At 66.1% G+C, this 23,571-nt stretch carries 22 protein-coding genes; 12 read left to right on the top strand and 10 right to left on the bottom strand.

Annotation, left to right across the window (positions count from 1 at the left end):
- Nucleotides 1-6: 6 nt before the first annotated feature.
- The 4 genes from ACLBWL_RS07725 to ACLBWL_RS07740 are packed head-to-tail and all read right to left on the bottom strand — an operon-like array spanning nucleotide 7 to nucleotide 4,954.
- A complete protein-coding gene (locus tag ACLBWL_RS07725) occupies nucleotides 7-738 on the bottom strand; it encodes a phosphocholine cytidylyltransferase family protein (protein ID WP_447791660.1) in 732 nt (243 codons plus the stop codon).
- A gap of 1 nt (nucleotide 739) precedes the next feature.
- The gene (locus tag ACLBWL_RS07730) at nucleotides 740-1,831 is read right to left on the bottom strand and encodes an inositol-3-phosphate synthase (RefSeq protein ID WP_447791662.1); all 1,092 of its coding nucleotides are present in this window, start codon (nucleotides 1,829-1,831) and stop codon (nucleotides 740-742) included.
- A 15-nt stretch (nucleotides 1,832-1,846) separates the two neighbouring features.
- Nucleotides 1,847-2,707, bottom strand: a complete 861-nt coding sequence (locus tag ACLBWL_RS07735) for a CDP-alcohol phosphatidyltransferase family protein (protein WP_447791664.1) — start codon at nucleotides 2,705-2,707, stop codon at nucleotides 1,847-1,849.
- 54 nt (nucleotides 2,708-2,761) lie between these two features.
- Entirely contained in the window at nucleotides 2,762-4,954 is a 2,193-nt protein-coding gene (locus ACLBWL_RS07740) for an NAD(+) synthase (RefSeq protein ID WP_447791666.1), read from the bottom strand.
- A gap of 77 nt (nucleotides 4,955-5,031) precedes the next feature.
- On the opposite strand from ACLBWL_RS07740, the gene ACLBWL_RS07745 reads away from it, so the two are divergent.
- From ACLBWL_RS07745 to ACLBWL_RS07765, 5 genes are all read left to right on the top strand, one after another.
- On the top strand, nucleotides 5,032-6,042 hold the full coding sequence (locus ACLBWL_RS07745; RefSeq protein WP_447791668.1) for an alpha/beta hydrolase: 1,011 nt from the start codon (nucleotides 5,032-5,034) through the stop codon (nucleotides 6,040-6,042).
- A gap of 110 nt (nucleotides 6,043-6,152) precedes the next feature.
- On the top strand, nucleotides 6,153-7,979 hold the full coding sequence (locus ACLBWL_RS07750; protein WP_447791670.1) for a DUF885 domain-containing protein: 1,827 nt from the start codon (nucleotides 6,153-6,155) through the stop codon (nucleotides 7,977-7,979).
- A gap of 8 nt (nucleotides 7,980-7,987) precedes the next feature.
- Nucleotides 7,988-9,481 carry a S10 family peptidase gene (locus tag ACLBWL_RS07755; RefSeq protein ID WP_447792065.1) on the top strand — a complete coding sequence of 498 codons (1,494 nt, stop codon included), beginning with the start codon at nucleotides 7,988-7,990 and terminating at the stop codon, nucleotides 9,479-9,481.
- 23 nt (nucleotides 9,482-9,504) lie between these two features.
- A complete protein-coding gene (locus ACLBWL_RS07760) occupies nucleotides 9,505-9,867 on the top strand; it encodes an ArsC family reductase (RefSeq protein ID WP_447791672.1) in 363 nt (120 codons plus the stop codon).
- An 11-nt stretch (nucleotides 9,868-9,878) separates the two neighbouring features.
- A complete protein-coding gene (locus tag ACLBWL_RS07765) occupies nucleotides 9,879-10,160 on the top strand; it encodes a DUF427 domain-containing protein (protein ID WP_447791674.1) in 282 nt (93 codons plus the stop codon).
- Nucleotides 10,161-10,288: 128 nt separating this feature from the next.
- Here ACLBWL_RS07765 and ypfJ read toward each other — a convergent pair whose 3' ends face one another.
- On the bottom strand, nucleotides 10,289-11,200 hold the full coding sequence (gene ypfJ, locus ACLBWL_RS07770) for a KPN_02809 family neutral zinc metallopeptidase (protein WP_447791676.1): 912 nt from the start codon (nucleotides 11,198-11,200) through the stop codon (nucleotides 10,289-10,291).
- A 98-nt stretch (nucleotides 11,201-11,298) separates the two neighbouring features.
- Between ypfJ and ACLBWL_RS07775 the strand changes: the two genes are divergently transcribed.
- Together ACLBWL_RS07775 and ACLBWL_RS07780 are read left to right on the top strand one after the other, a co-directional pair.
- On the top strand, nucleotides 11,299-12,084 hold the full coding sequence (locus ACLBWL_RS07775; RefSeq protein WP_447791678.1) for a 3-hydroxybutyrate dehydrogenase: 786 nt from the start codon (nucleotides 11,299-11,301) through the stop codon (nucleotides 12,082-12,084).
- A gap of 86 nt (nucleotides 12,085-12,170) precedes the next feature.
- Complete coding sequence (locus ACLBWL_RS07780) at nucleotides 12,171-12,830, top strand: DUF4893 domain-containing protein (RefSeq protein WP_447791680.1); 660 nt, start codon at nucleotides 12,171-12,173, stop codon at nucleotides 12,828-12,830.
- Nucleotides 12,831-12,885: 55 nt separating this feature from the next.
- On the opposite strand, the gene ACLBWL_RS07785 is transcribed toward ACLBWL_RS07780, so the two are convergent.
- Together ACLBWL_RS07785 and ACLBWL_RS07790 are read right to left on the bottom strand one after the other, a co-directional pair.
- Complete coding sequence (locus ACLBWL_RS07785; protein ID WP_447791682.1) at nucleotides 12,886-13,854, bottom strand: cation diffusion facilitator family transporter; 969 nt, start codon at nucleotides 13,852-13,854, stop codon at nucleotides 12,886-12,888.
- A 202-nt stretch (nucleotides 13,855-14,056) separates the two neighbouring features.
- Nucleotides 14,057-14,221: a hypothetical protein gene (locus ACLBWL_RS07790; RefSeq protein WP_164913371.1), complete on the bottom strand. Its 165-nt coding sequence runs from the start codon at nucleotides 14,219-14,221 to the stop codon at nucleotides 14,057-14,059.
- 189 nt (nucleotides 14,222-14,410) lie between these two features.
- Between ACLBWL_RS07790 and ACLBWL_RS07795 the strand changes: the two genes are divergently transcribed.
- A complete protein-coding gene (locus ACLBWL_RS07795; RefSeq protein WP_447791684.1) occupies nucleotides 14,411-15,793 on the top strand; it encodes a helix-turn-helix domain-containing protein in 1,383 nt (460 codons plus the stop codon).
- A 154-nt stretch (nucleotides 15,794-15,947) separates the two neighbouring features.
- Here the strand turns inward: ACLBWL_RS07795 and ACLBWL_RS07800 are convergent, their stop codons facing one another.
- From ACLBWL_RS07800 to ACLBWL_RS07810, 3 genes are read right to left on the bottom strand one after another with little or no spacing between them, the layout of a single operon-like run.
- On the bottom strand, nucleotides 15,948-16,895 hold the full coding sequence (locus ACLBWL_RS07800; protein WP_447791686.1) for an aldo/keto reductase: 948 nt from the start codon (nucleotides 16,893-16,895) through the stop codon (nucleotides 15,948-15,950).
- Entirely contained in the window at nucleotides 16,892-17,134 is a 243-nt protein-coding gene (locus ACLBWL_RS07805; RefSeq protein WP_447791688.1) for a hypothetical protein, read from the bottom strand. Before ACLBWL_RS07805 ends, ACLBWL_RS07800 begins: the two co-directional genes overlap by 4 nt.
- 3 nt (nucleotides 17,135-17,137) lie before the next feature.
- Nucleotides 17,138-17,509 (bottom strand): hypothetical protein, encoded by a 372-nt coding sequence (locus ACLBWL_RS07810; protein ID WP_447791690.1) that lies wholly within the window; start codon nucleotides 17,507-17,509, stop codon nucleotides 17,138-17,140.
- Between the two features lie 171 nt (nucleotides 17,510-17,680).
- Here ACLBWL_RS07810 and ACLBWL_RS07815 point away from each other — a divergent pair, with 171 nt between their 5' ends.
- From ACLBWL_RS07815 to metH, 4 genes are all read left to right on the top strand, one after another.
- Nucleotides 17,681-18,634, top strand: a complete 954-nt coding sequence (locus ACLBWL_RS07815) for an ArsR/SmtB family transcription factor (protein WP_447791692.1) — start codon at nucleotides 17,681-17,683, stop codon at nucleotides 18,632-18,634.
- On the top strand, nucleotides 18,631-19,587 hold the full coding sequence (gene metF, locus ACLBWL_RS07820) for a methylenetetrahydrofolate reductase (protein ID WP_447791694.1): 957 nt from the start codon (nucleotides 18,631-18,633) through the stop codon (nucleotides 19,585-19,587). The genes ACLBWL_RS07815 and metF overlap by 4 nt, the downstream gene beginning before the upstream one ends.
- 36 nt (nucleotides 19,588-19,623) lie before the next feature.
- Nucleotides 19,624-20,682, top strand: coding sequence for a homocysteine S-methyltransferase family protein (locus tag ACLBWL_RS07825; protein WP_447791696.1), 1,059 nt, complete (start codon nucleotides 19,624-19,626; stop codon nucleotides 20,680-20,682).
- Nucleotides 20,683-20,809: 127 nt separating this feature from the next.
- Complete coding sequence (gene metH / locus ACLBWL_RS07830) at nucleotides 20,810-23,515, top strand: methionine synthase (protein WP_447791698.1); 2,706 nt, start codon at nucleotides 20,810-20,812, stop codon at nucleotides 23,513-23,515.
- Nucleotides 23,516-23,571 lie beyond the last annotated feature (56 nt).

Raw genomic sequence — 23,571 nt, forward strand, 5'->3', positions numbered from 1 at the left:
AAAAAGTTACGCCGCGACCGCGTCCGCTTTGGTCGCCATCCACGCCTCTGCCTTGGCCAGCGCGGGGGCGTCGTCGACGTCGATCCAGTCGATGTCGCTGCAATCCACGATGCGGGCGAGGCCTTGCGCGGCCAGCAACCGGACGCCTTCGGTGAGCGAAGGGCTCGCCAGCGTCGCGAGTGCATCCGACAGCGCAGGGCCGATCGCGAAAACGCCGGTATCGTAGCAGTCGTGCGGTTCGAGGCCCTTGCCGATTGCGACGATGCGGTCGCCTTCGGTGGCGACGCAGGTCACGTCCTCGGGGTCGACCCAGTCGTGGCCGAGACGTCGGTCGATGCCGAGCCGTAGACCACCGCCAGCGCCGGCTTTCGCCATCCGTGCGTAGAGGTCTGGGCTGACGAGGTGGTCGCACATCGCCAGCACCGCTTCGCCGCCGGCCAGCGCATCGCGTGCCGCGAGGACCGAAACGCCGTTGGGTTCGCGGTGGTCGGCGAGCACCGTCTCGACCTTCAGCGGCCAGCGCCGGCTACCGAGATACGCTTCGATCGCCTCACGTCCGTAGCTCACCGTCACGATCGCCCGCGCGAAACCGGCTTCCGCCAGCCCTTCGAGCGCGTGGGCGATCAACGGCCGCCCCGCGACCGCGCAGAGCGGCTTGTACGGGGCGGAGGTGCGAAGGCGGCTGCCTTCCCCGGCGGCGAGGATGATCGCCGTTTGAATCCGGGGCGTATCGGTCACGTCAGGCGGCCTTGATGAACCGCTCGACTTCGATCTGCGCGAGATCGTCGGTCATCTGCGTGCGCGGGTGCTTGCAGAAATACGCCGAGGCAGGGTCGATCACGCCGGCGATGCCGCGATCCTTGGCGATCTTGGCGCAGCGGATCATGTCGATCGCGACACCCGCCGAGTTGGGGCTGTCTTCGACCGAGAGACGCAGTTCGAGGTTCATCGGCACGCCGCCGAACAGCTGGCCTTCCATGCGTAGGAAGCAGACCTTGTTGTCGTTCTGCCAGGGGACGTAATCCGACGGACCGATATGGACGTTGTCGTCGTCCATCCGCTCGGCCGCGACCGACTGGACGGCTTCGGTCTTCGAGATCTTCTTCGATTCGAGACGGCGATGGTTCGACATGTTGAGGAAGTCGGTGTTGCCGCCGGTGTTGAGCTGGTAGGTGCGATCCAGCTTCACGCCACGCTTGGCGAACAGGTCGGTCAGTACGCGGTGGACGATCGTCGCGCCGAGCTGTGCCTTGATGTCGTCGCCGATGATCGCCACGCCGGCGTCTTCGAACTTCTTCGCCCAAACCGGGTTCGACGCGATGAACACGGGGATGTTGTTGACGAACGCCACGCCGGCTTCGATCGCGCAGTCGGCGTAGAATTCGGTCGCTTCCTGCGAACCGACCGGCAGGTAATTCATGAGCACGTCGGCGCCCGATGCCTTCAGGTCGGCGATGACCTCTTCACGCGTCGGCTCGGCGGCGTCGGACATCAGGAACGTGCGATCGTCCTTGAAGTCGGCCATGTGATCGGCGACGCCGTCCAGCTTCTTGCCCATCTTCACGATCGTGCCGGTGTTGCCGACATTGGGTGCGAACACCGCGGTGCAGTTGGGCTTGGCGAAGATCGCCTCGGCGACGTCCTTGCCGACTTTCCGCCGATCGATGTCCCAAGCCGCGACGACCTTGATGTCGCTCGGCTTGTAGCCGCCCATATCGAAATGCATCAGGCCGACCTGGTCGTTGGCGCCCTCACGGTAGTGCTCGAGGCCTTGCACGAGCGAGCTCGCGCAGTTGCCGATGCCGACCACGGCGATCCGAATGCTATTCATTACTGACCCTGTTCCTTACGATAGATGCATGCGCGACGCGGTCTTCGGTCGCGGCGGCGTTGTACTACGAACAAAGGCACGTTCGACACGACGGTGCCAGACGAGCCCGACGATGGCCACGAGCGTCAGAGGGACGATCTCGAACCACCAGAAGATGCGTGGGTTGCCCGCGAAGCAGGCGACGAAGATCGCCCATACCCGGACATTCGCGGTAAGCAAGGCCATGAACCGCAATGGCGCGACGGCGCGGGCCCCATAACTGGCACCAAGCGCGATCGGATCGCTCGCCTGACCGAGCGCGCGTTCGAACGGCATGGCGATTCGATCGATGCTGCTCGCGACGCCGTCGTAGAAGCGGACGAGTGCGTTACCGGTGGGTACGGGAGGCGCCGCAAGCGCCAAGCCCTTTAGCCGACGATGGAAGCGCGCGCGCTCGCCTTCGTACAGGTTCGACTGGACTGCATGGACGCCACCGGCGGCAAAGGCGAGAACCCAGCCTTCCGGCGTGGCGATAGTGATCGCCAGCGCGGTGTAGATCAGCGCGAACACGCCGTGATCGCACAGCCCGTCGAGCATGCGGCCGAGCGGACTTGCGGTCTTGGTCGCGCGCGCGACCATTCCGTCGAGTCCATCGGCGATCAGCCAGCCGACCGACAGGACCAGGCCGACCAGAGCGAGCGCCCAGCTATGCCAATTCGCGTACGCCAGCGCGGCGGCACCGCCAAAGCAGAGTCCCATGACCGACACCGCATTGGCCGAAATGCCACGCGCGAGCGCGAGCGGCAGCAGCGCACGGCCCGCCGGGTGTATCAGCCAAAGGTTAGATGGGATCTCGATCCGGCGATCGCGCGATCCATCCGGTGGAGCCACTGTCATAGGATTTTCATAATGCGCCGGGCGGCCGATTTATGCAAGGCGGCGCGGCGAACCTTAAGGAACGCTTGACCGCAATTCTTCGATCCAGGCCGTTGCGATGCCGTCCGACGGCGCCCGCCAATCGCCACGCGGCGACAGTGCGCCACCCGCCGAGACCTTCGGGCCATTGGGAATCGCCGAGCGCTTGAACTGGCTGGTGGTGAAGAATCTGAAAAGGAACTTTTCCAGCCACGTCATGATCGTCGGCAGGTCGTAGGCCACGCGCGCATCGTCGGGCAGGTCCTCAGGCCATGCGCCCACGCTCACGTCGCGCCAGGCGTGCCAGGCGAGAAACGCGATCTTCGACGGCGCGAGGCCGTGGCGGATCACGTAATGCGCGAAGAAGTCGTTGAGCGCGTACGGCCCGATCATCGACTCGGTGCTCTGCAACGCGCCGTCCGCGCCTGCCGGCACGAGCTCGGGCGAGATTTCCTGCGCGAGGATCGTCGACAGGATCGCATCGGTCGCCGCGTCATACTGGTCGGTGCGGATGCACCAGCGGATCAGGAACTGGATCAGCGTCTTCGGCACGCCCGCATTCACGGCGTAATGGCTCATCTGGTCGCCGACTCCGTACGTGCACCAGCCGAGCGCCATCTCGCTGAGATCGCCGGTGCCGAGCACGATCCCGCGCCGCTGGTTGGCCAGGCGGAAGAGATAATCGGTGCGGAGGCCCGCCTGCACGTTCTCGAAGGTGATGTCGTAGACCGGTTCGCCATCGCTGAACGGGTGACCGATGTCCTCGAGCATGCGGCGTGCGGCGGGGCGGATGTCGATCTCCTCGGCGGTGATGCCGAGCGCGCGCATCAGCGCCCAGGCGTTCGCCTTGGTGCCGTCGCCGGTCGCGAAGCCGGGCATGGTAAAGCCTAGGATCGCGCTGCGGGGGCGGCCGAGGCGGTCCATCGCCTTGGCGGCCACGATGAGCGCGTGGGTCGAGTCGAGCCCGCCGGAGACGCCGATCACGATCGTTTCGGCCTGCGCGGCGGCGAGGCGCTTCGACAGCGCCTCGACCTGGATGTTGAACGCTTCGTAGCAGTCGTCGTCACGCCGCGCCGGGTCGTTGGGCACGAACGGGAAACGACGGACGGCGCGCTCCAGCCTGTCCGATCCTCCCCCGCCAGGGGGAGGTGGCGCCGTAGGCGACGGAGGGGGAGGGCACGGAACAGAGGTTGCCCTTTCCTCCCCCTCCGTCAGGCTGCGCCTGCCACCTCCCCCTGGCGGGGGAGGATCGCTGGCTTGACCGTCGATTTCGGCTTCACGCTCAGCCAGATGATCGAACGCAATCCGCCGGAAGCGGGTCTCGGGATTGCCGGCGAATACAGCGGCATCGTTGAACGTGCCGTTGCGCAGACGCTCCTGCGTGATGCGCTCGCAGTCGATGTCGGCGATCACCAGTTCGGGCTCGGTCGAGAACCGCGCCGACTCCGCGATCTGTTCGCCGAGTTCGTGGATCAAGCCTTGGCCATCCCAGGCGACTTCGGTGGTGCTCTCGCCCGGGCCGGCTGCGGAATAGACGTACGCGCAGACCGCACGCGCCGACTGCGCCGCCGCCAGCATCGCCCGCTCGCGCGCCTTGCCGATGACGATGTTCGAGGCCGACAGGTTGCAGCAGATCAGCGCCCCGGCGAGCGCACCTGCGGTCGAGGGCGGGGTAGGGGCCCAGTAATCCTCGCAGATCTCGGCATGGAACACGAAGCCGGGCAGGTCGCGCGCGGCGAAGATCAGATCGGTCCCGAACGGCACCTCCTCGCCACCCAGGTCGATCGTCAGCCCGGTCAGGCCGGCCCCGCTCGCGAACCAGCGCTTCTCGTAGAATTCGCGGTAGTTCGGCAGGAACGTCTTGGGGACGACGCCGAGGATCTTGCCCCGAGCGATCACTAGCGCGCAGTTATAGAGGCGCCCGTTTCGCACCAGTGCCGCGCCGACCAGCAGCACCGACATCACCTCTGCACTGGCCGCCACCACGGCCGCAATCGCGGTCAGAGTCGCCCGCTGCTGCGCGGTCTGCAGATGCAGGTCGTCGATCGCGTAGGAGGTCAGGTTCAGTTCGGGGAACACGACGAGGTCGACACCCCGCGCGTCCGCCTCCTTTGCCAGCGCGATCGTCGCGTCTGCGTTGGCGGCGGTGTCCCCGACCGACGCGCGCGGCGTGGCGGCGGCAACCCGGATCATGCCGTGGCGATGGATCGCGAAGAACGGATGCGTCATACCCCACCGATAAACGCCAAGCCCGCGTCGCGCCACCGGCTTGGCGTTTATCGGCGCGCGCAAAAGGAGTCGTGGGTTTGAACACTGTCTTGGCCCTCGTCTCGGCATCGCTGCTGGCGATCGGCGCGGTCGCGATCGGACCAGCGCAGACCGCGCCGACCGCCGATCATGCTACCGAGATCGCGAAGGTCGCGACGGTCGGGGTGTGGCAAGCGGGGCCGGGCGGCACGCAGATGCCGCTGTGGCCGGCCGACCTTGCGATCCGCAAACCCGACACCGGCGACCATCCCGAGGAAACAGGCAACGGCTCGCCGCTCGTCGGCGGGCGAGCGTGGCATTGGGCAAGCTATGTCTCGCGACCCACGATGGCGCTCTATCGACCGAAGCGAAAGACTACCGGGGCGACGATCCTGGTCCTGCCGGGTGGCGGCTTCTCGGCGGTGGCGATCGATCTCGAAGGCACCGAGATCTGCGATTGGGTCGTCCGGCAGGGCATGACCTGCGTGATCCTGAAATACCGCGCGCCCCAGGAATGGATCGTCGACAAGACAACGGGGTTCGGTCGGCGACCCGAAGTGCTGTTGGCGTTGCAGGACGCGCAGCGCGCGATGGCGTTGCTACGACATCGTGCCGCCAGCTATGGCATCGATCCGCACAAGCTCGGCGTCATGGGTTTTTCGGCCGGCGCCTACGTTGCGGCGTCGCTGAGCAATGCCGAGCGCCGCACCTATCCGACGGTCGATGCAGCCGACCGCGAGCCGTCGCGGCCCGACTTCGCGGTGCTGGCCTATACCGGGCGTATCTGGGATCGGAGCAACGCCAAGACCGATCTCGGATTGGCACCGTGGGTGACGATCAGCGCGAAGGCGCCGCCGACGCTGCTGATCCACGCGATGAACGATCCGACCGACAATGTCCGGCATGCGATGGCGTATGCGCTCGCGTTGAACGAGGTCGGCGTGCCGGTCGATCTGCGCCTCTATGCCAAGGGTCGCCATGCCTTCGGCATGCGGCCGACGGCGGATCCGGTCACGCGGGAGTGGCCGGGGGAGGTCGGACAGTGGCTGCACGATCTCGGTATGCTCTGACCTTCGATATCGGCGAGATGCGGGTCCGGATGGCCCGATCTGCTCGCGGACGCTTGCGGGCAAACCTGTCGCATCCTACCCCTGCGTCGTCGCATTCGAAGGAACGCCTGTTGACCGTGAAATTGGTGATCGCCGCCTTGTTGTCCACCACGCTCCTAGCCAATGTTGCGACCGCGCAGGCGCTGCCGCCGCCGACCGCACAATCCGGCGAAAGTGCCGACGATGCCCGGCTCAAGCGGTTGTTCTACGACAGCGACGAGGCGAGCCTGAAGCGCAATCCGATCGAGGCGATCTTCCGCGGCGATCTGCGCTATGCCGACCGGCTGGGCGACTATCTGACCGACGCGTATCTTGCCGCCGAACGCGCTGCGATCGAGCATGATCTTGCCGCGCTCAAGGTGATCGACCGGACCAAGCTGACGCCGACCGACCAGATCGCCTATGACGTGTTCAAGACGCGCAACGAGACCGATCTTGCCGGTTATGCGCCGGCGATCCTCAAGGTCCAGCGCGACCTGCCGATCGACCATTTCGGGGGATTCCAGACCTTCTACCCCGACTTCGCGTCGGGAAAGGGTGCCGCGCCGTTCAAGACGCTCGCCGACTATGAGAACAACCTCAAGCGCAACGCGCAATATGCGGTGGTGCTAGACCGTGCGATCGGACTGTTTCGCCAGGGCATGATGGACAAGATCGTCCAGCCCAAGCTGGTCGTCACCAACATGATCCAGGAGTTCGACAATCTGATCGCGGAAGGCGTCGAGGGCTCGACCTTCTACGGCCCGGTGAAAACCTTCCCCGCGACGATCTCCGCGGCCGATCAGGCGCGTCTCAAGGCGGCCTATGCGGCGCAGATCCGCGACGTCATCACGCCCGCGCACCAGCGGATGCGCGATTTCCTCGCCAAGACGTATCTGCCGGTCGCGCGCGATACGGTGGGGCTGTCCGCGCTGCCCGGCGGCGATGCCTATTACGCGTATCTGATCCAGCAGCGCACGACGCTGCCGATGACCGCCGAGCAGGTCCATCGGCTCGGGCTGTCGGAGGTGGCGCGGATCCTGAAGGGGATGGAGGCGCAGAAGCAGGCGGTCGGGTTCAAGGGCGATCTGCCCGCGTTCTTCACGTTCCTGCGCACCGACAAGCAGTTCCAGCCGGGCTCGGTCGCGCAGCTACGCGACGGCTATCAGGCGATTGAGAAGCGCATCTATCAGCGCATCCCCGAGCAGTTCTCGCTGACGCCGAAGACCGCGCTCGAAATCCGGCCGGTGCCCGCGTTCAAGGAAAAGACCGCCGCGGGCGGATCGTACGAGGGCGGCACGCCAGACGGATCGCGGCCGGGCGTGTTCTACTACAACAGCTACGATCTGCCCTCGCGCTACATGTGGGAGATGGAGACTCTGTTCCTCCACGAAGGCGTACCGGGGCACCATTTCCAGATCAGCCTCGCGCAGGAGAACACCGCTCTCCCCGCCTTCATGCGGTTCGGCGGCAACACCGCCTACGTCGAGGGCTGGGCGCTGTACGCCGAGAGCTTGTGGAAGGAGCTCGGCATGGAGACCGATCCGTATCAGCGGATGGGTGGGCTGAACGACGAGATGCTGCGCGCGATGCGGCTGGTGGTCGACAGCGGCATCCATGCCAAGGGTTGGACGCGCGACCAGGCGATCGCCTACATGCTGGCCAACTCGCCGATGTCGCGGACCGACGCGACCGCCGAGGTTGAGCGGTATATCGCGATCCCGGGCCAGGCGCTGGCGTACAAGATCGGCCAGCTGACGATCGCGCGGACCAAGGCGAAGGCGCAGGCGGCGCTCGGGGCGAAGTTCGATCCGCGCGATTTCCATGCGCAGGTGCTCGATACCGGGTCGCTGCCGATGCCGGTGCTCGAACGCAAGATCGACGCGTGGATCGCGGTCGGCGGGGGGGCAGCCAAGTGATCGCGCGCATGCTCACCGCACTGGCCGCCGCCAGCCTGCTCGCCGCGCCGATCGCGGCGCAGGACAAGAAGGAGACCTCGACCGTCGAGAAGAAGGTCGACGAAGAGGTCAAGTTCCCGCCGCTCCCCGCCGACAAGACCGTGCGCCAGTCGGCGTCGATCGGCGGCCGGTCGATTGCGTACGACGCGACGATCGGGACGATCTCGGTTCGCGACGACAAGGGCAAGGAGATCGGTCAGGTCGTCTACACGTCCTATGTCGCAACCGGTGGAGCGACCAACCGCCCGGTGACGTTCGCGTTCAACGGTGGGCCCGGCGCGTCGTCGGTCTACCTCAACCTCGGCGCGGTCGGACCCAAGCGCGTCCAGTTCGGCGCACAGGGCAATGCGCCGTCCGACGCACCGATCACGACCGACAATCCCAACAGCTGGCTCGACTTCACCGATCTCGTCTTCATCGATCCGGTCGGCACCGGCTTCAGCCGCAGCCTGGTCGACGAGGAGAAGACCAAGAAGGCGTTCTACGCCAACGATCCCGACATCAAATATCTGTCGAAGGTCGTTTACGACTGGCTCGTGAAGGCCGGACGTCTGCGCTCGCCCAAATACGTCATGGGCGAAAGCTATGGTGGCTACCGCGCGCCGCGGATCGCGTACGAACTCCAGTCGCAGATCGGCGTCGGGGTCAACGGGATCGTCATGGTCTCGCCGTATCTCGATCCCGCCTCGGGCGACGGCGCCACCGCGCTCTCGCCGTTGCCGTGGATGATCGACCTGCCGTCGATGGCGGCGGCGCATCTCGAGCAGCAGCATCAACTGACGCCCGCCGCGATGGCCGATGTCGAGGCGTATACCAGGGGCGCGTTCGCGACCGACCTGCTGCGCGGGCGGACCGATCCGCAGGCGGTCTCGCGGCTGGTATCCAATGTCAGCCGGCTGACCGGGCTCGACCCGGCGCTGGTGCAGCGGCTCGGCGGGCGAGTCGATTCGGCGACGTTCCTGCGCGAGATCCACCGTGCCGACGGGACGATCGGCAGCGTCTATGATTCGAACGTGACGGCGTTCGATCCCTTCCCCTGGTCCGCGCAGCGCCAGTCGAACGATCCGATCCTTGACGCGCTGATCGCGCCGACGACCAGCGCGATGGTCGATTTCGTCACGCGCGTGGTCGGCTGGAAGACCGACGCGCGCTATCATGCGCTGTCCTACGCGGTGAACGAGGCCTGGGATCGCGGCAAGCCCGACGACACGCCGGTGACCGACCTGCGGAAGGCGATCGCCAACGATCCGAAGATGGCGGTAATGATCGTGCACGGCTGGGACGACCTGTCCTGCCCGTTCTTCGCCTCGCGGCTGATCGTCGACCAGATGCCGAGCTTCGGCGCGGCGGAGCGGGTGAAGCTCACCGTCTATCCGGGCGGGCACATGTTTTACAGCCGGCAGGATAGCGGCGCGGCGTTCAAGCGCGACGCCCGCACGATCTACGCGGGCAGGGCCGGGTAAGATCGGTCGCGAGTACGGAGGACATGGTTTTGACGATCACGATGTTCGGGATCAAGAACTGCGACACGATCAAGAAGGCGCGCGCCTGGCTCGACGAGCGCGGCGTCGCCTATGCGTTCCACGACTATAAGACCGCCGGGATCGATGCGGCGCATCTGCGCGACTGGATTGATCGGGTCGGCTGGGAGGTGGTGCTCAACCGCGCGGGTACGACGTTCCGGAAACTGCCCGAGGCGGACCGTGCCGATCTCGATGCGGACAAGGCGGTGGCGCTGATGCTGGCGCAACCGTCGATGATCAAGCGGCCGGTGCTCGACACCGGCGAGACGCTGCTGGTCGGGTTCAAGCCCGAGCGGTATGAGGCGGCGGGATTGGGACCTGCCTGAAGGAGACTGATATGCCTGTCGCAACTTGGAACGGCCAGGAAATTGCCCGGTCCGACGATACCGTCGTCGTCGAGGGCAATCATTATTTCCCCGCGAACAGCGTCGATCCGGCCCTGCTGGAGGACAGCGCGACTCACTCGAACTGCCCGTGGAAGGGCGTGGCGAGCTACAAGACACTGGTCGTCGACGGGAAGCGCAACGTCGATGCGGTCTGGTATTATCCCGACCCGAATTCCGCCGCGGCCGAGATCAAGGACCGATATGCGTTCTGGAAGGGCGTGACGGTCGGCTGATCCGCGGCCGCCGCCCCGCGCCTTGTTCTCCCGCGAAGGCGGGAGTCCAGGGTCAAGCAGGACGGCGTTAGTAGCTCCTGGACTCCCGCTTTCGCGGGGGAACGGGAGTGGGGCGGACCGATCCTGCGTCAGATCGCGCCCGAGAACGTATCGCACTGCGCCGGATCGCCGCTGTCCAGGCCGCGCTTCAGCCATGACTGACGCTGTGCCGACGTCCCGTGCGTGAAGCTGTCGGGCACGACGCGGCCCTGCGTTTCCTTCTGGAGGGTGTCGTCGCCGATCGCCTGCGCCGCGGTCATGCCTTCCTGGATGTCGCCGTCTTCCAATCGCGACCGATTTGCGGCCGCCCACACGCCCGCATAGCAATCCGCCTGCAATTCGAGCCGCACCGATAGCGCGTTGCCTTCTGTCTCGCTTGCCTGGCGTTGCGCCTGTTGGACCTGCGCGTTGGTGCCGAGCAATTTCTGGATGTGATGCCCGAATTCGTGCGCGATCACGTAATCTTGCGCGAAATCGCCCTGTGCGCGGAAGCGGGTCGACAGCTCGTTGAAAAAGCTGGTGTCGAGATAGATGCCCTGGTCGGTCGGGCAATAGAACGGTCCCATCGCCGACTGCGCCGCGCCGCAGCCCGAGCGACCGGTGCCGTCATAGAAGACGAGCTTGGGCGCTTCGAATTTCTGGCCGTTCTTGGCGAAGATCGCCTCCCAGGTGTGATCGGCCGAGCTGAACGCGTTGCACGCCGCCTTGCTCTCTGGGGTCAGGGTGCAGCTCGACGTCGTGTCGGTGCCTGCGCGCGGGCCGCTCTGCGTGGTCGGTGCCGAGGTTTGCCCGCCACCGAGCAGCCCGCCAAGGCCGCCCATGCCGCCGAACACCGCCATCAGGATCAGCACCACGACGATCCCGCCGCACCCGAACCGGCTGCCGATCATCGGCAACAGTCCCATCAGCAGGCCGCCACCGCCGCCGAAGCCGCCGCCACCGCCGCCCGAGCCGCGCTGATCCTCGACGTTGATGTTCGGATCGAAGTCGTCGAGCCGCATGATATGCCCCTTTTCGTTTCTGCTTGGGAACGAAATGCGCAAGGTGGCGCTAGAGTTGCAAGGCCGTCGCATCGGCCGGACGCAAAGGAGGAGTGCGCATGTTCCTGCAGGGCAAGACCGCGGTCATCACCGGATCGACGTCGGGAATCGGGCTCGCCTACGCCAAGGCGTTCGCGACCGAGGGCGCGGCGGTCGTCCTCAATGGCTTCGGTGATGCGGATGCGATCGAGCGCGAACGCGCCGCGCTCGCGCAGACCAGCGGGGCCGCCGCGCTCTACGATGCAGCGGACATGACCAGGCCCGACGAGATCGCCGCAATGGTAGCGCGCGCGGCGACGGAAACCGGCAGCGTCGACATCGTCGTCAACAACGCCGGAATCCAGCATGTCGCGGGGATCGCCGACTTTCCGGTCGACAAGTTCGACGCGATCATCGCGATCAACCTGTCTTCGGCATGGCACATGATGCGCGCCGCCGTGCCGCTCATGCGCGAAAAGGGCTGGGGGCGGATCATCTCGACCGCGTCGGCGCATTCGCTGGTCGCGAGCCCCAACAAGTCCGCCTACGTGATGGCCAAGCACGCGATCGCCGGGCTGACCAAGACGATCGCGCTTGAGACCGCGACCGACGGGATCACCGTCAACTGCATCTCGCCGGGCTATGTTTGGACGCCGCTGGTGGAGAACCAGATCCCCGACACGATGGCGGCAAGGGGCATGACGCGCGACCAGGTGATGAACGACGTGCTACTGGCCGCGCAGCCGACCAAGGCGTTCGTCACCCCCGAGCAGGTCGCGGCGTTCGCGCTGTATCTGTGCCGCGACGAGGCCAAGTCTATCACCGGCGCGAACCTGTCGATGGATGGCGGCTGGACCGCGGCGTGAGAAAGGGGCTTGCCAGCCTCATGAAAACCGTTTCAGATCAAGGTGATGCAGGCGTGGTTTTGCGCAGGCCAGCGGGGCACCCGACGATGCGGACTTGGTTCGGCACGAGTGCGTGCATGATGGTCGCGGTCTGCGGCTCGACCGTTATCGGGGCCGGGACTGCGCGCGGCGACTCCTCGCGCGCCGCGCTCGACTGGCGGCGCGTCGCCACCAGTGCGGATCGCGCGCGGCTGCGGAACTGGCGTGAAGCGTGGATCGACGCCTTGGCACAGGTCGATGCGCAGGAGCTCGCGCGCGATCCCGTGCTGTTCAACCCCGACCGTTCGCTGGTCGATCCGCTGCCGCCCGCCGGCGCGTATCGGTGCCGCACCTACAAGCTCGGCGCACGTGCAAAAATCGGCCCGACCTTTACGATCTCGGGCTGGTTCGCCTGCCGGTTCGGCACGACCAAGCAGGACGGGGAAAACGATGGCGATGCCGGCGGCGAGAGTACGGTCAGCCTGATCAAGCTCGACGGATCGCAACGGCCGGTCGGCACGATCTTTCCCGACACCGACGCGCGGGCCGTGTTTCTGGGGACGATGGAGCTCGGCGATGAGAAACGGCCGATGCGTTATGGCCGCGACGCGAACCGCGACATGGCCGGGTTGATCGAACGGGTCGGGCCGCAGCGCTGGCGCGTGGTTCTGCCCTATCCGCGGTTCGAATCGGTCCTCGACGTGGTCGAGCTGGTCCCTGCCGGCTAGCGAGCGGGCGCTCAACCCGTGTTCGGTCTGATTTCTGTTAGCGACGCCTGACAGCTCAGGCGGGTTCCGGGGTAGCGGGCGAAATCGGCGCGAGCGTAGCGTTCTCCTGCTTTTCGGGGCGGATATAGATCGACGACAGCATCGGCACCGCAGCACGCAGCTCGGTTTCCATCGCCTCGATCATCGTCTCGCCGGCGCCCATCGTGATCGAATCGTCGAAGTCGGCGCTGATCGCAGCGAAGATGCTGTCAGGCGCGGTGTGGATCGTGCGGACGTGGTTGACCGACACGATCGCGGGGTGCGCCGCGACGATGCCGCGGATCTTGGCAATCACTGCCGGGTCGGCGCGCTCGCCGATCAGCAGCCCCTTCGATTCGCGCGCGAGGAGCACGGCCACCAGCGCGAGAATCACGCCGATCGCGATCGAGGCGGCGCCGTCGATCCGCGGATCGTTGAACGCGTGGCTCGCCCACACACCGATCCCGGCGATGACAAGCCCGGCCAGCGCCGCCGAATCCTCGAACAGGACGATGAAGCCCGCCGGATCCTTCGACCGGTGGATCGCGTCCCACCAGCCCATGTCGCCCTTTGCCTTGGAGAATTCGTGCACCGCGATCGTCCAGCTGCTGCCCTCGAGCGCGAACGAGATCGCCAGCACGATATAGTTGATTGTCGGGCTCGCAAGCGGCTCGGGCTCCTGGATATGCCGCCAGCCTTCGAAGATCGAGACGCCCGCGCCGATCGCGAAGATCAGGATCGCAACGACGAACGCCCAGAAATAGAGTTCGCGGCCATAGCCGAACGGGTGCGCCTCGTCGGCGGGGCGTTTGGCCTTGCGCTGGCCATAGAGCAGCAGCACCTGGTTGCCGCTGTCGACCACCGAGTGGAACCCTTCGGTGAGCATTGACGACGATCCGGTCATCCCGGCGGCGACGAATTTCGCCACGCCGATCCCGAGATTGGCGGCGAGTGCGCCGTACAGGACGACGTCGTCCTTGATGTGAGCGATCAATCCTTTGGCCATGTCGCTGTCCTACACGAGGCAGCGGGGTTGGAAAGGGGCCGCTTCGCAACAGGTTGGGGGTGCGGAGTTTACTGATCCTCCCCCGCAAGGGGGAGGGTGAGGGGAAGGGTGTCGCCCTCCTTGCCCGCCAAAAACAGGAATATCCGCCGGTGGACGAACCACCGGCGGACACCTTTCCTCCCCAGGAAACTTCTTGAAACTTTCAGCCGAGCCGGCCGAGGCGATGATAGAGCGCGCTCATCCGCGTCAGCCGCTCGTCGTCGATCGAGGTCTTGCTGATCATCTCGCCCAGCACTTCCTTCATCAGCGCGAAATCATTGGTCGAGAAGACGGCGCGGGCGCGGGGTTGTTCGGTGGTCGTCTGCATGGCTTGCCTCCTTCAATAATCTTGTCTCTCTCTTTACAGTGGCCCTGTGCGGAGCGAGGCGATGCACACCGAATAGCCAACATTGCCGCCCGGTTGGAATGCATGACCGCACTGGACTAGCGTCGCGCTGTGCTTCACCCTTGTGCCTCGCGTGTCGATCTGTAAAGATCGTGACAGGAGGGTACTGCGATGGCCGAACGCAAATTGCTGGCGGGACATGCGATCCGGCGGTTGCGGCGCGGGGCGGGGCTGACCCAGGCGGCGATGGCCGACATGCTCTCGATCAGCCCGAGCTATCTCAACCTCGTCGAGCGAAACCAGCGGCCGGTTTCAGCGACGTTGCTGATCAAGCTGGCGGAGAGCTTCGACTTCGATCCGCGCTCGCTTACCGCGGCCGAGCCGGGCGGCGGTGCGGACGCGATCCGGCGGCGGCTGGCGGACCCGATGTTCGCCGACCTCGAGATCGACCGCAACGAGGTCGAAGAGTGGCTCGCCAGCGCCCCCGGTGGCGCGGCGGCGTTCGCGCGCGTGTTCGACCGGATCGGCGGCGGCGCGGTGATCGAGGCGGGCGACGATCCGGTCACGCTCGTGCGGCGCGAGATCGAGCGTTGGCGCAACCATTTCGCCGATCTCGACGCCGCGGCCGAAGCGCTGGCGGACGAATTGCGGCTCGGCGCGGGCGATCTGTACGGCGCGATCGCCGAGCGGTTGCGCGCGAAACATGGCCTGACGATCCGCGTGCTGCCCGCAGACGTGCTGCCCGACACACTTCGCCGACTCGACCTGCACGCGCGGCAATTGCAGTTGAGCGAAATGCTCGACCCCGCCTCGCGCACGTTTGCGGTGGCGTTCCAACTCGGCCAGATCGAAGCGAAGGCGGAGATCGACGCTTTGGCGAAAGGTGCAGGCTTCACCGACCGCGCCGCGGAAAGGCTCTATCGGCGCCACCTGCTCGGGTATTTCGCTGCGGCACTGATGATGCCCTATGCGCGGTTCCTGCGCGCGTGCGAGACGACCGGCTACGATATCGAACTGCTCCAACGTCGGTTCGGCGCGGGCTTCGAACAGGTCGCCCACCGGCTGACGACATTGCAGCGCGTCGGGGCCCGGGGGCTGCCGTTTTTCATGATCCGGATCGATCGCGCGGGGCAGGCATCGAAGCGCTATCCCGGCGCAAGCGGTGCGGCGCTGGTCGAGGCGGATGGGCGCTGTCCGCTGTGGCGGCTCCACCACGCGTTCGATCGGCCGGGTGGCCTGATGGTGCAGCTCGTCGAACTGGAGGATGGCGCACGCTGGCTGACGATGGCGCGCACGGTGACGCCGCAGGGGAGCCGCTTTGGTGCGGTCCACGCCGAGTTCGCGATCGGCCTCGGCGTCGCGGCGTCACAGGCGGGCGTGCTCGCGGCGGCAAGCGGTTTCGATCTGGCGGGAAGGGCGATGCCGATCGGGCTTGGCTGCCGAGCCTGCTTTCGCAACGACTGCCCGCAACGCTCGGTCGCGCCGGCAGGTCGGGCGCTGCTGATCAACGAACGCGAGCGGCGCACGTCCGCCCTGACGTTCGCAGGCGACTGATCGAAAGGACGACCCTGGAACCAATCCTCCCCCGCCAGGGGGAGGTGGCACCGAAGGTGACGGAGGGGGCGGAGACGCAACGAGCGTTACCCTTTCCGCCCCCTCCGTCTGGCAAGCGCCAGCCACCCCCCCCTGGCGGGGGAAGATCATCAGGTCAGGCGCCCGCGTCGGTCAGCGCGTCCAACTGGTCCTTGGTCAATTCCAGCGTCATCGCGGGGAGGAGGTCTTCGATCTGCTTCACGCTGGTCGCACTGGCGATCGGGGCGGTGACGCCCGGTTGCGCGATCAACCAAGCCAGCGCGACCTGCGCATGCGTCGCCCCAGTCGCCTCCACCACCGAGTCCATCGCGTCGAGAACGACCTTGCCCTTGCCTTCGAGTAGTTCGCCCATCCGGCCTCCACGGACGCTCTGCCCGAGATCTTGCTTGGTGCGGTACTTACCGGTGAGGAAACCCGACGCGAGGCCGTAATAGGGCAGCACGCCGATGTTCTCGGTCACGCAATAGTCTTGCAACTCGCCCTCGAACTTGGTCCGGCTGACCAGGTTATATTCGGGCTGGAGGACGTGATAGCGCGGCAGGTCCGACGTCTTGGCGGCCTCGACCGCGGATTTCAGGCGAGCGGCATGGAAGTTCGACGCACCGATCACGCGGACTTTCCCAGCGTCGACGAGCTTGCCGAACGCGTCGAGCACCGCGTCCTGCGGCACGTCCTCGTCATCCTGATGCGCGTAATAAAGGTCGATCCGATCGGTGCCGAGACGTTTGAGCGACGCTTCGGCAGCGGCGGCGATGCGCGCAGGGGCCAGTTTCTCGCCGCCTTCGCCGGGGAGCATGCCGACCTTAGTCGCGATCAGCACGTCGTCGCGCTTGCCGCTGGCCTTCAGCCACTCCCCGATCATGCTCTCGGACTCGCCGCCCTTATGGCCGTCGACCCAGGCTGAATAGACGTCCGCGGTGTCGATCATCGTGCCGCCGCCGGCGACGAACGCGTCGAGCACGGCAAAGCTGGCGGCGCGGTCGGCGGTCCAGCCGAACACGTTGCCGCCGAGCACGAGCGGGGCGATCTTGAGGTCGGTCGAACCGAGGCGGCGTAGGGTCATCGGGTCTGATCGCTTTGATTCGAGGGTGTTTCGGTACCGTCAGGATCGGCGGACACCGCGTTAAGGTCGACGCTGTTCGCATCGAGCATCGCGGCGGCTTCGTTCAACTGATGCGCTTCGTCAGCGGTGACCGCGCCGGGTTCGCTGGCCGGCGAGCAGGCGCCGAGCACCACGGCAACGAGAAACGCCCCCACCCGAGCGCTCGCCGAGATGGCGGAGAGGTGGGGGCGTCTGGCCACGGCTTAGTCCTTGATCGCGTTGCCGGCGCGGGTCAGCGCGTTGCCGGTGGCGTCGGCGGCGCGGTCGGCACCGTTGCTGATCGCGTTGCCAACATGCTTGGCGCCGTTCTCGATCTTGTCGCCAGCATGGTCGGCCTTTTCGTCGGCATGATCGGCGGCGTTGTCGAGATGCGCACCGGCTCGATCGAGCGAGTTCTCGGCCGAGCCCAGCGCACGGTCGCTGGCTGCAGCGACGTCGTCGACGGCATTCTCGGTAGTTGCGCTTGCGTCGGCGGCGATCGCGTTGGCGGCCTGGGCGGTCTGGTCCTGTGCGTTGTTGCTGCAGGCGGCGAGACCGGCGGTGAGCGCCAGGGCGGGGATCAGGAACTTCTTCATGCGTATGCACTCCCGTGGATGTCGTCTTGTGGACCAGCGAAAGTCCGGCCCATAGCGCAATCGAACGCGGGTCGAGCGTTTCCGATCCGTCACGATCGACCGGGATGCGATAAGTCGCAGACGCTTACGCCCGCGTTGACCTCATATAAAGAAATCTTTATATGACCTGTCATGACGATGGCGCTCGAAATCTTCCGTGCTTTGGCGGACGCGACCCGGTTGCGGATCCTCGCGCTGTTGCGGCGGATGGAGTTGTCGGTCGGCGAACTCGCGCAGGTGCTCGGGCAGAGCCAGCCGCGCGTTTCGCGGCACGTGAAGATCCTGTGCGATGCCGGGCTGGCCGAACGGCGCAAGGAGGGCAGCTGGGTGTTCGTCGCGCTGGGCGCGCCGGATGTGGTCGAGCCTGTCGCGGGTGCGCTTGATGCCTGGGCGAAGGCCGAACCGGATCACTGGGCGGTGGCGGACGCGGCGCGGTTGGCGGCGGTGCGCGCGGATCGGGCGGCGTCGGCGGCGGCATGGTTCGAGGGGCATGCCGACGAGTGGGACGCGATCCGGTCGTTGCACGTTGCCGACAGCGAGGTCGAGGCGGCGATGTCGGCGGTGCTCGGTGACGCTCCCGTCGGTACGCTGATCGATATCGGCACGGGGACCGGGCGGATGCTCGAACTGTTCGGCGGGCGTGCGACGGTGGCGCTCGGGATCGATCGCAGTTCGGAGATGTTGCGGCTCGCGCGTGCCAAGCTGCACGACATGACGCACGCGGAACTGCGTCAGGCGGACCTGTATGCGCTGCCGATGGCGGATGCCGCCGCCGATGTCGCGATCCTGCACCATGTGCTGCATTTCGCGCAGCAGCCCGGGGCCGCGGTCAGCGAGGCGGCGCGCGTCCTCGCGCCCGGCGGTCGGTTGCTTATCGCGGATTTCGCGAGCCACGACCGCGAGGAGTTGCGGGTGCGTGATGCGCATACGCGGCTCGGGTTTGCGGACGAGCAGATGGCAGCGTGGTTCGAGGCGGCGGGCTTGCAGACGGCGCGCGTTGAGACGCTCGAGGGCGGCGAGTTGACGGTAAAATTATGGCTCGGTCGGAAGATCGGCGCGAGCTTGCGTGAGGTGAAGGCGGCATGACGAACTCTTCGATTTCCCAATTGGCCCCCAATCCGACCGAGGCGCGCCGCGCGCTCGAGGAACCGCTGTTCGCGGATCTGGCGGGCGACGTCGGCATCAGCTTCGAATTCTTCCCGCCGAAAAGCGACAAGATGGAGACGCAGCTCTGGGAGGCGATCCGCACTTTGGAGCCGCTCCAGCCCGATTTCGTGTCGGTGACCTATGGCGCCGGCGGGTCGACGCGCGAGCGGACGCATGCGACGGTGGCGCGGATCCAGCGCGAGACGTCGATGAATGCGGCGGCGCATCTGACCTGCGTCGAGGCGACCAAGGCGGAGATCGACCAGGTCGCCGAGGAATATTGGGCGGCGGGCGTGCGCCACATCGTCGCTTTGCGCGGCGACATGCCCACCTTGGGCCAGCCGTATCAGGCACATCTGGGCGGGTATGAGAATGCGGCGGCCTTGGTCGCTGGCCTCAGGAAGCTGCACCCGTTCGAGATTTCGGTCGCGGCCTATCCCGAATGCCATCCTGAATCGGGTGGGCACGACGCGGACATCGACAATCTCAAGCGCAAGATCGATGCCGGTGCGACCCGCGCGATCACGCAGTTCTTCTTCTCGCCCGAGGCGTATTTCCGGTTTCGCGACCGGGTCGCGGCGGCGGGAATCACCGCACAGATCCTGCCGGGCATCCTGCCGGTGTCGAACGTCGCGCAGACGCGGAAATTCGCGGGACTCTGCGGGGCCGAGATCCCGGCGTGGATGGACCGCTTGTTCGAGGGGCTCGACGATCATCCCTCGGCACGGCAGCTCGTGGCGGCGACGATCGCGGCCGAGATGTGCCGGCGGCTCTATGCGGGCGGCGTGAAGGATTTCCACTTCTACACGCTCAACCGCGCGGAACTGGCCTATGCGATCTGCCACATGCTCGGAGTCCGCGCGAAGCCGATCGACAAGATCGCCGCGGCGTAACTCCCCTCCCGCTTGCGGGAGGGGAGGAGATTGACGATGACACCACGTGAACGATTCAACGCGGAAGCCGCCAAGCGCATCCTGATCACCGACGGCGCGTTCGGCACCGAGATCCAGAACTGGAAGCTCGACGAGGCGGCCTATGCGGGCAATCTCGGCTTGAGCCATGACCAGAAGGGCAACAACGACATCCTGGCGATCACCAAGCCGGAAGTCCCCGAGACGATCACGCGCGAATATCTGGAGGCGGGGTCAGACATCGTCTCGACCAACACGTTCAGCGCGAACGTCATCAGCCAGGCGGATTACGGCGCCGAGGCACTGGTGCGCGACATCAACGTCGAGAGCGCCAAGATCGCCCGTCGGCTCGCGACCGAATATGAGGCGAAGGACGGCCGGCCGCGGTTCGTGGCGGGGGCGATCGGGCCGACCAACAAGACGCTGTCGCTGTCGCCCGATGTCAACGATCCCGGCTTTCGCGAGATCGACTTCGATTATCTGAAGGGCGTGTACCGCGAGCAGATCGACGCGTTGCTGGAGGGCGGCGAGGGGGTCGGCGTCGACTTCATCCTGATCGAGACGGTGTTCGATACGCTCAACGCCAAGGCGGGCATCATGGCGGCGATCGAGGCGGGCGACGCGCTCGGCCGCGAGGTGCCGATCATGCTGTCGATGACGCTGACCGATCTTTCGGGGCGTAATTTGTCGGGGCATACGGTCGAGGCGTTCTGGCACGCGGTGCGGCATGCCAAGCCGATCACGATCGGGCTGAATTGCTCGTTCGGGGCGGAACAGTTGCGGCCACACGTGAAGACGCTGAGCGCGATCGCCGATACGCTGATCATGATCTATCCGAACGCCGGGCTGCCCAACGAACTCGGTGAGTATGACGAGCAGCCGGAGACGACCGCGGGTCTGGTCGGCGAGTGGGCGGTGGCCAAGCAGGTCAACGTGCTCGGCGGCTGCTGCGGCTCGACCCCGGCACATATCAAGGCGATGGCGGACGGCGTGCGCGGGCTCGAACCGCGTGCGGTCGCGAAGCCGGAGGTGCGGACCAAGCTGGCCGGACTCGAACCGTTCACGATGGCGGCTTAGGCCGCTGCTCCCTCTCCCCGTCGGGGAGAGGGCCGGGGTGAGAGGCGCCGCAAACGCTACCCTCCCCAACTACCCCTCACCCCAACCCTCTCCCCGGAGGGGAGAGGGGGCTAGAAGAAACGAACCGATGACCACTTCCTCCTCCTCCTTCGTCAACATCGGCGAGCGCACCAACGTCACGGGCTCGGCGCGCTTCAAGAAGCTGATCATGGCCGGCGACTACCCCGCCGCGGTCGAGGTCGCGCGCCAGCAGGTCGAGAGCGGCGCGCAGGTGCTCGACGTCAACATGGACGAGGGGCTGCTCGACGCGCATCACGCGATGACGACGTTCCTGAAGCTGATCGCCGCCGAACCCGACATCGCGCGCATTCCGTTCATGGTCGACAGCTCGAAATGGAGCGTGATCGAGGCCGGGCTGAAGTGCGTCAGCGGCAAGCCGATCGTCAATTCGATCAGCATGAAGGAGGGCGAGGAGCAGTTCCTGGCACAGGCCAAGAAATGCATGGCGTACGGCGCGGCGGTCGTCGTGATGGCGTTCGACGAGGTCGGCCAGGCCGATACCAAGGATCGGAAAGTCGAGATTTGCGAGCGCGCCTACAAGCTGCTCGTCGGGATCGGTTTCCCGCCCGAGGACATCATCTTCGATCCCAACGTGTTTGCGGTCGCGACGGGGATCGAGGAGCATAACAACTACGGCGTCGACTTCATCGAGGCGTGCAAGGAGATCAAGGCACGCTGCCCGCACGTCCACATCTCGGGCGGGCTCTCGAACTTCAGCTTCTCGTTCCGCGGCAACGAACCCGTGCGCCGGGCGATGCACAGCGTGTTCCTGTATTATGCGATTCCCGCGGGCATGGACATGGCGATCGTCAACGCCGGGCAGCTCGACATCTACGATGATATCGATCCCGAACTGCGCAAGGCGGTCGAGGATGTCGTGCTCAACACCGATCCCGAGGCCGGCGACCGGCTGGTCGCGCTCGCCGAACGCTATCGCGGCACCGACGTGGTCGCCGAGAAGGCGGCGGCGGAATGGCGGTCGCTGGGGGTGAACAAGCGGCTCGAATATGCGCTGGTCAAGGGTATCGACCTTCACGTGGTCGAGGATACCGAAGAGGCTCGGCTGATCATCGCCGGTAATGGCGGGCGCCCCATCGAGGTCATCGAGGGGCCGCTGATGGACGGCATGAACGTCGTCGGCGACCTGTTTGGATCGGGCAAGATGTTCCTGCCGCAGGTCGTGAAATCGGCGCGCGTGATGAAGAAGGCGGTCGCGCATCTGCTGCCGTATATCGAGGCGGCCAAGGAGCCCGGTGCGCGCGGGAAGGGCAAGATCATCATGGCGACCGTCAAGGGCGACGTGCACGATATCGGCAAGAACATCGTCGGCGTGGTGCTGCAGTGCAACGGCTTCGACGTGGTCGATCTCGGTGTGATGGTGCCGTGGTCGAGAATCCTCGAGTCTGCGAACGAGAACGACGCGGACATGATTGGCCTCAGCGGGCTGATCACGCCGTCGCTCGACGAGATGGTGACGGTCGCCGAGGAGATGAAGCGCGCGGGGATGACGATGCCGCTGCTGATCGGTGGCGCGACGACCTCGAAGGTGCATACCGCGCTTCGGATCGCGCCAGCGTATGACGGTCCGGTGGTGCATGTGCTCGATGCGAGCCGTGCGGTGGGCGTCGCGTCGACGCTCGTCAGCGACACGATCCGCGACGAGTTCGTGGTGAAGACAGCGGACGAGTATGAGGCGGTACGAATCTCGCGCGCGAACAAGGGGCAGAGCGAGTTGCTGCCCCTGGCGACCGCGCGGGAGCGTAAGTTCGTGGCGGACTTTTCGCTGAAGCCTGCGGCGCCGGCCAAGCCCGGCGTGCATGTCTTTGCGGACTGGGATCTGTCGGACCTGCGCGAGTATATCGACTGGACGCCGTTCTTTCGCGCTTGGGAGCTGGCGGGGAATTTCCCGGCGATCCTGACCGACGAGGTCGTCGGCGAGAGCGCGAGTGCGCTGTATGCGGACGCGCAGGCGATGCTCGACACGATCGTCGCGGAGAAGTGGCTGACACCGCGCGGTGTTGCGGGGCTGTGGCCGGCGCGGCGTGAGGGTGATGATGTGGTGGTCACTGCTCCCTCTCCCCTGCGGGGAGAGGGCTGGGGTGAGGGGCAGCCAAGCAGTGCTGCGCCCGGAACAGCCCCTCACCCCGACCCTCTCCCCGGAGGGGAGAGGGAGCAGAAGGACGTCCGTCTCCCCATGCTGCGCCAGCAGATCGCCAAGCGCGAAGGGCGCGCCAATATGTGTCTGGCCGATTTTGTCGACACGCAGGACGACTGGTTCGGCGGCTTCGCGGTCGGCATCCACGGGATCGACGAGCATATCGCGCGGTTCAAGGCCGGGCATGACGATTACAACGACATCCTGCTCAAGGCGCTCGCCGACCGCTTCGCCGAAGCCTTCGCCGAACGCCTCCACAAGCATGTCCGCCAGGAACTCTGGGGCTATGCGCCCGAGGAGCAGCTGACCAACGACGCGCTGATCAAGGAGCAGTATCGCGGCATCCGCCCGGCACCGGGTTACCCCGCGTGCCCGGACCACAGCCTCAAGCCGATCCTGTTCGACCTGCTCGACGCGCCGACCGCGACCGGGCTCGAACTCACCGAGAGCTTCGCGATGTTCCCGACCGCAGCGGTGTCGGGCTTCTATTTCGGCCACCCGCAGGCCGAGTATTTCGGCGTCGCGCGCGTCGGCCGCGACCAGCTCGAGGATTACGCCGCACGGCGTGGTGCGGACCTGAAGACCGCAGAACGCTGGCTTCGTCCTAACCTAGACTAAGGTCCGGGCTCGCGCGCGGAACAACCGCCGCGAGCCCGCGCTTATTATGGGTCCAC

Source organism: Sphingomonas sp. M1A8_2b (assembly GCF_053345535.1).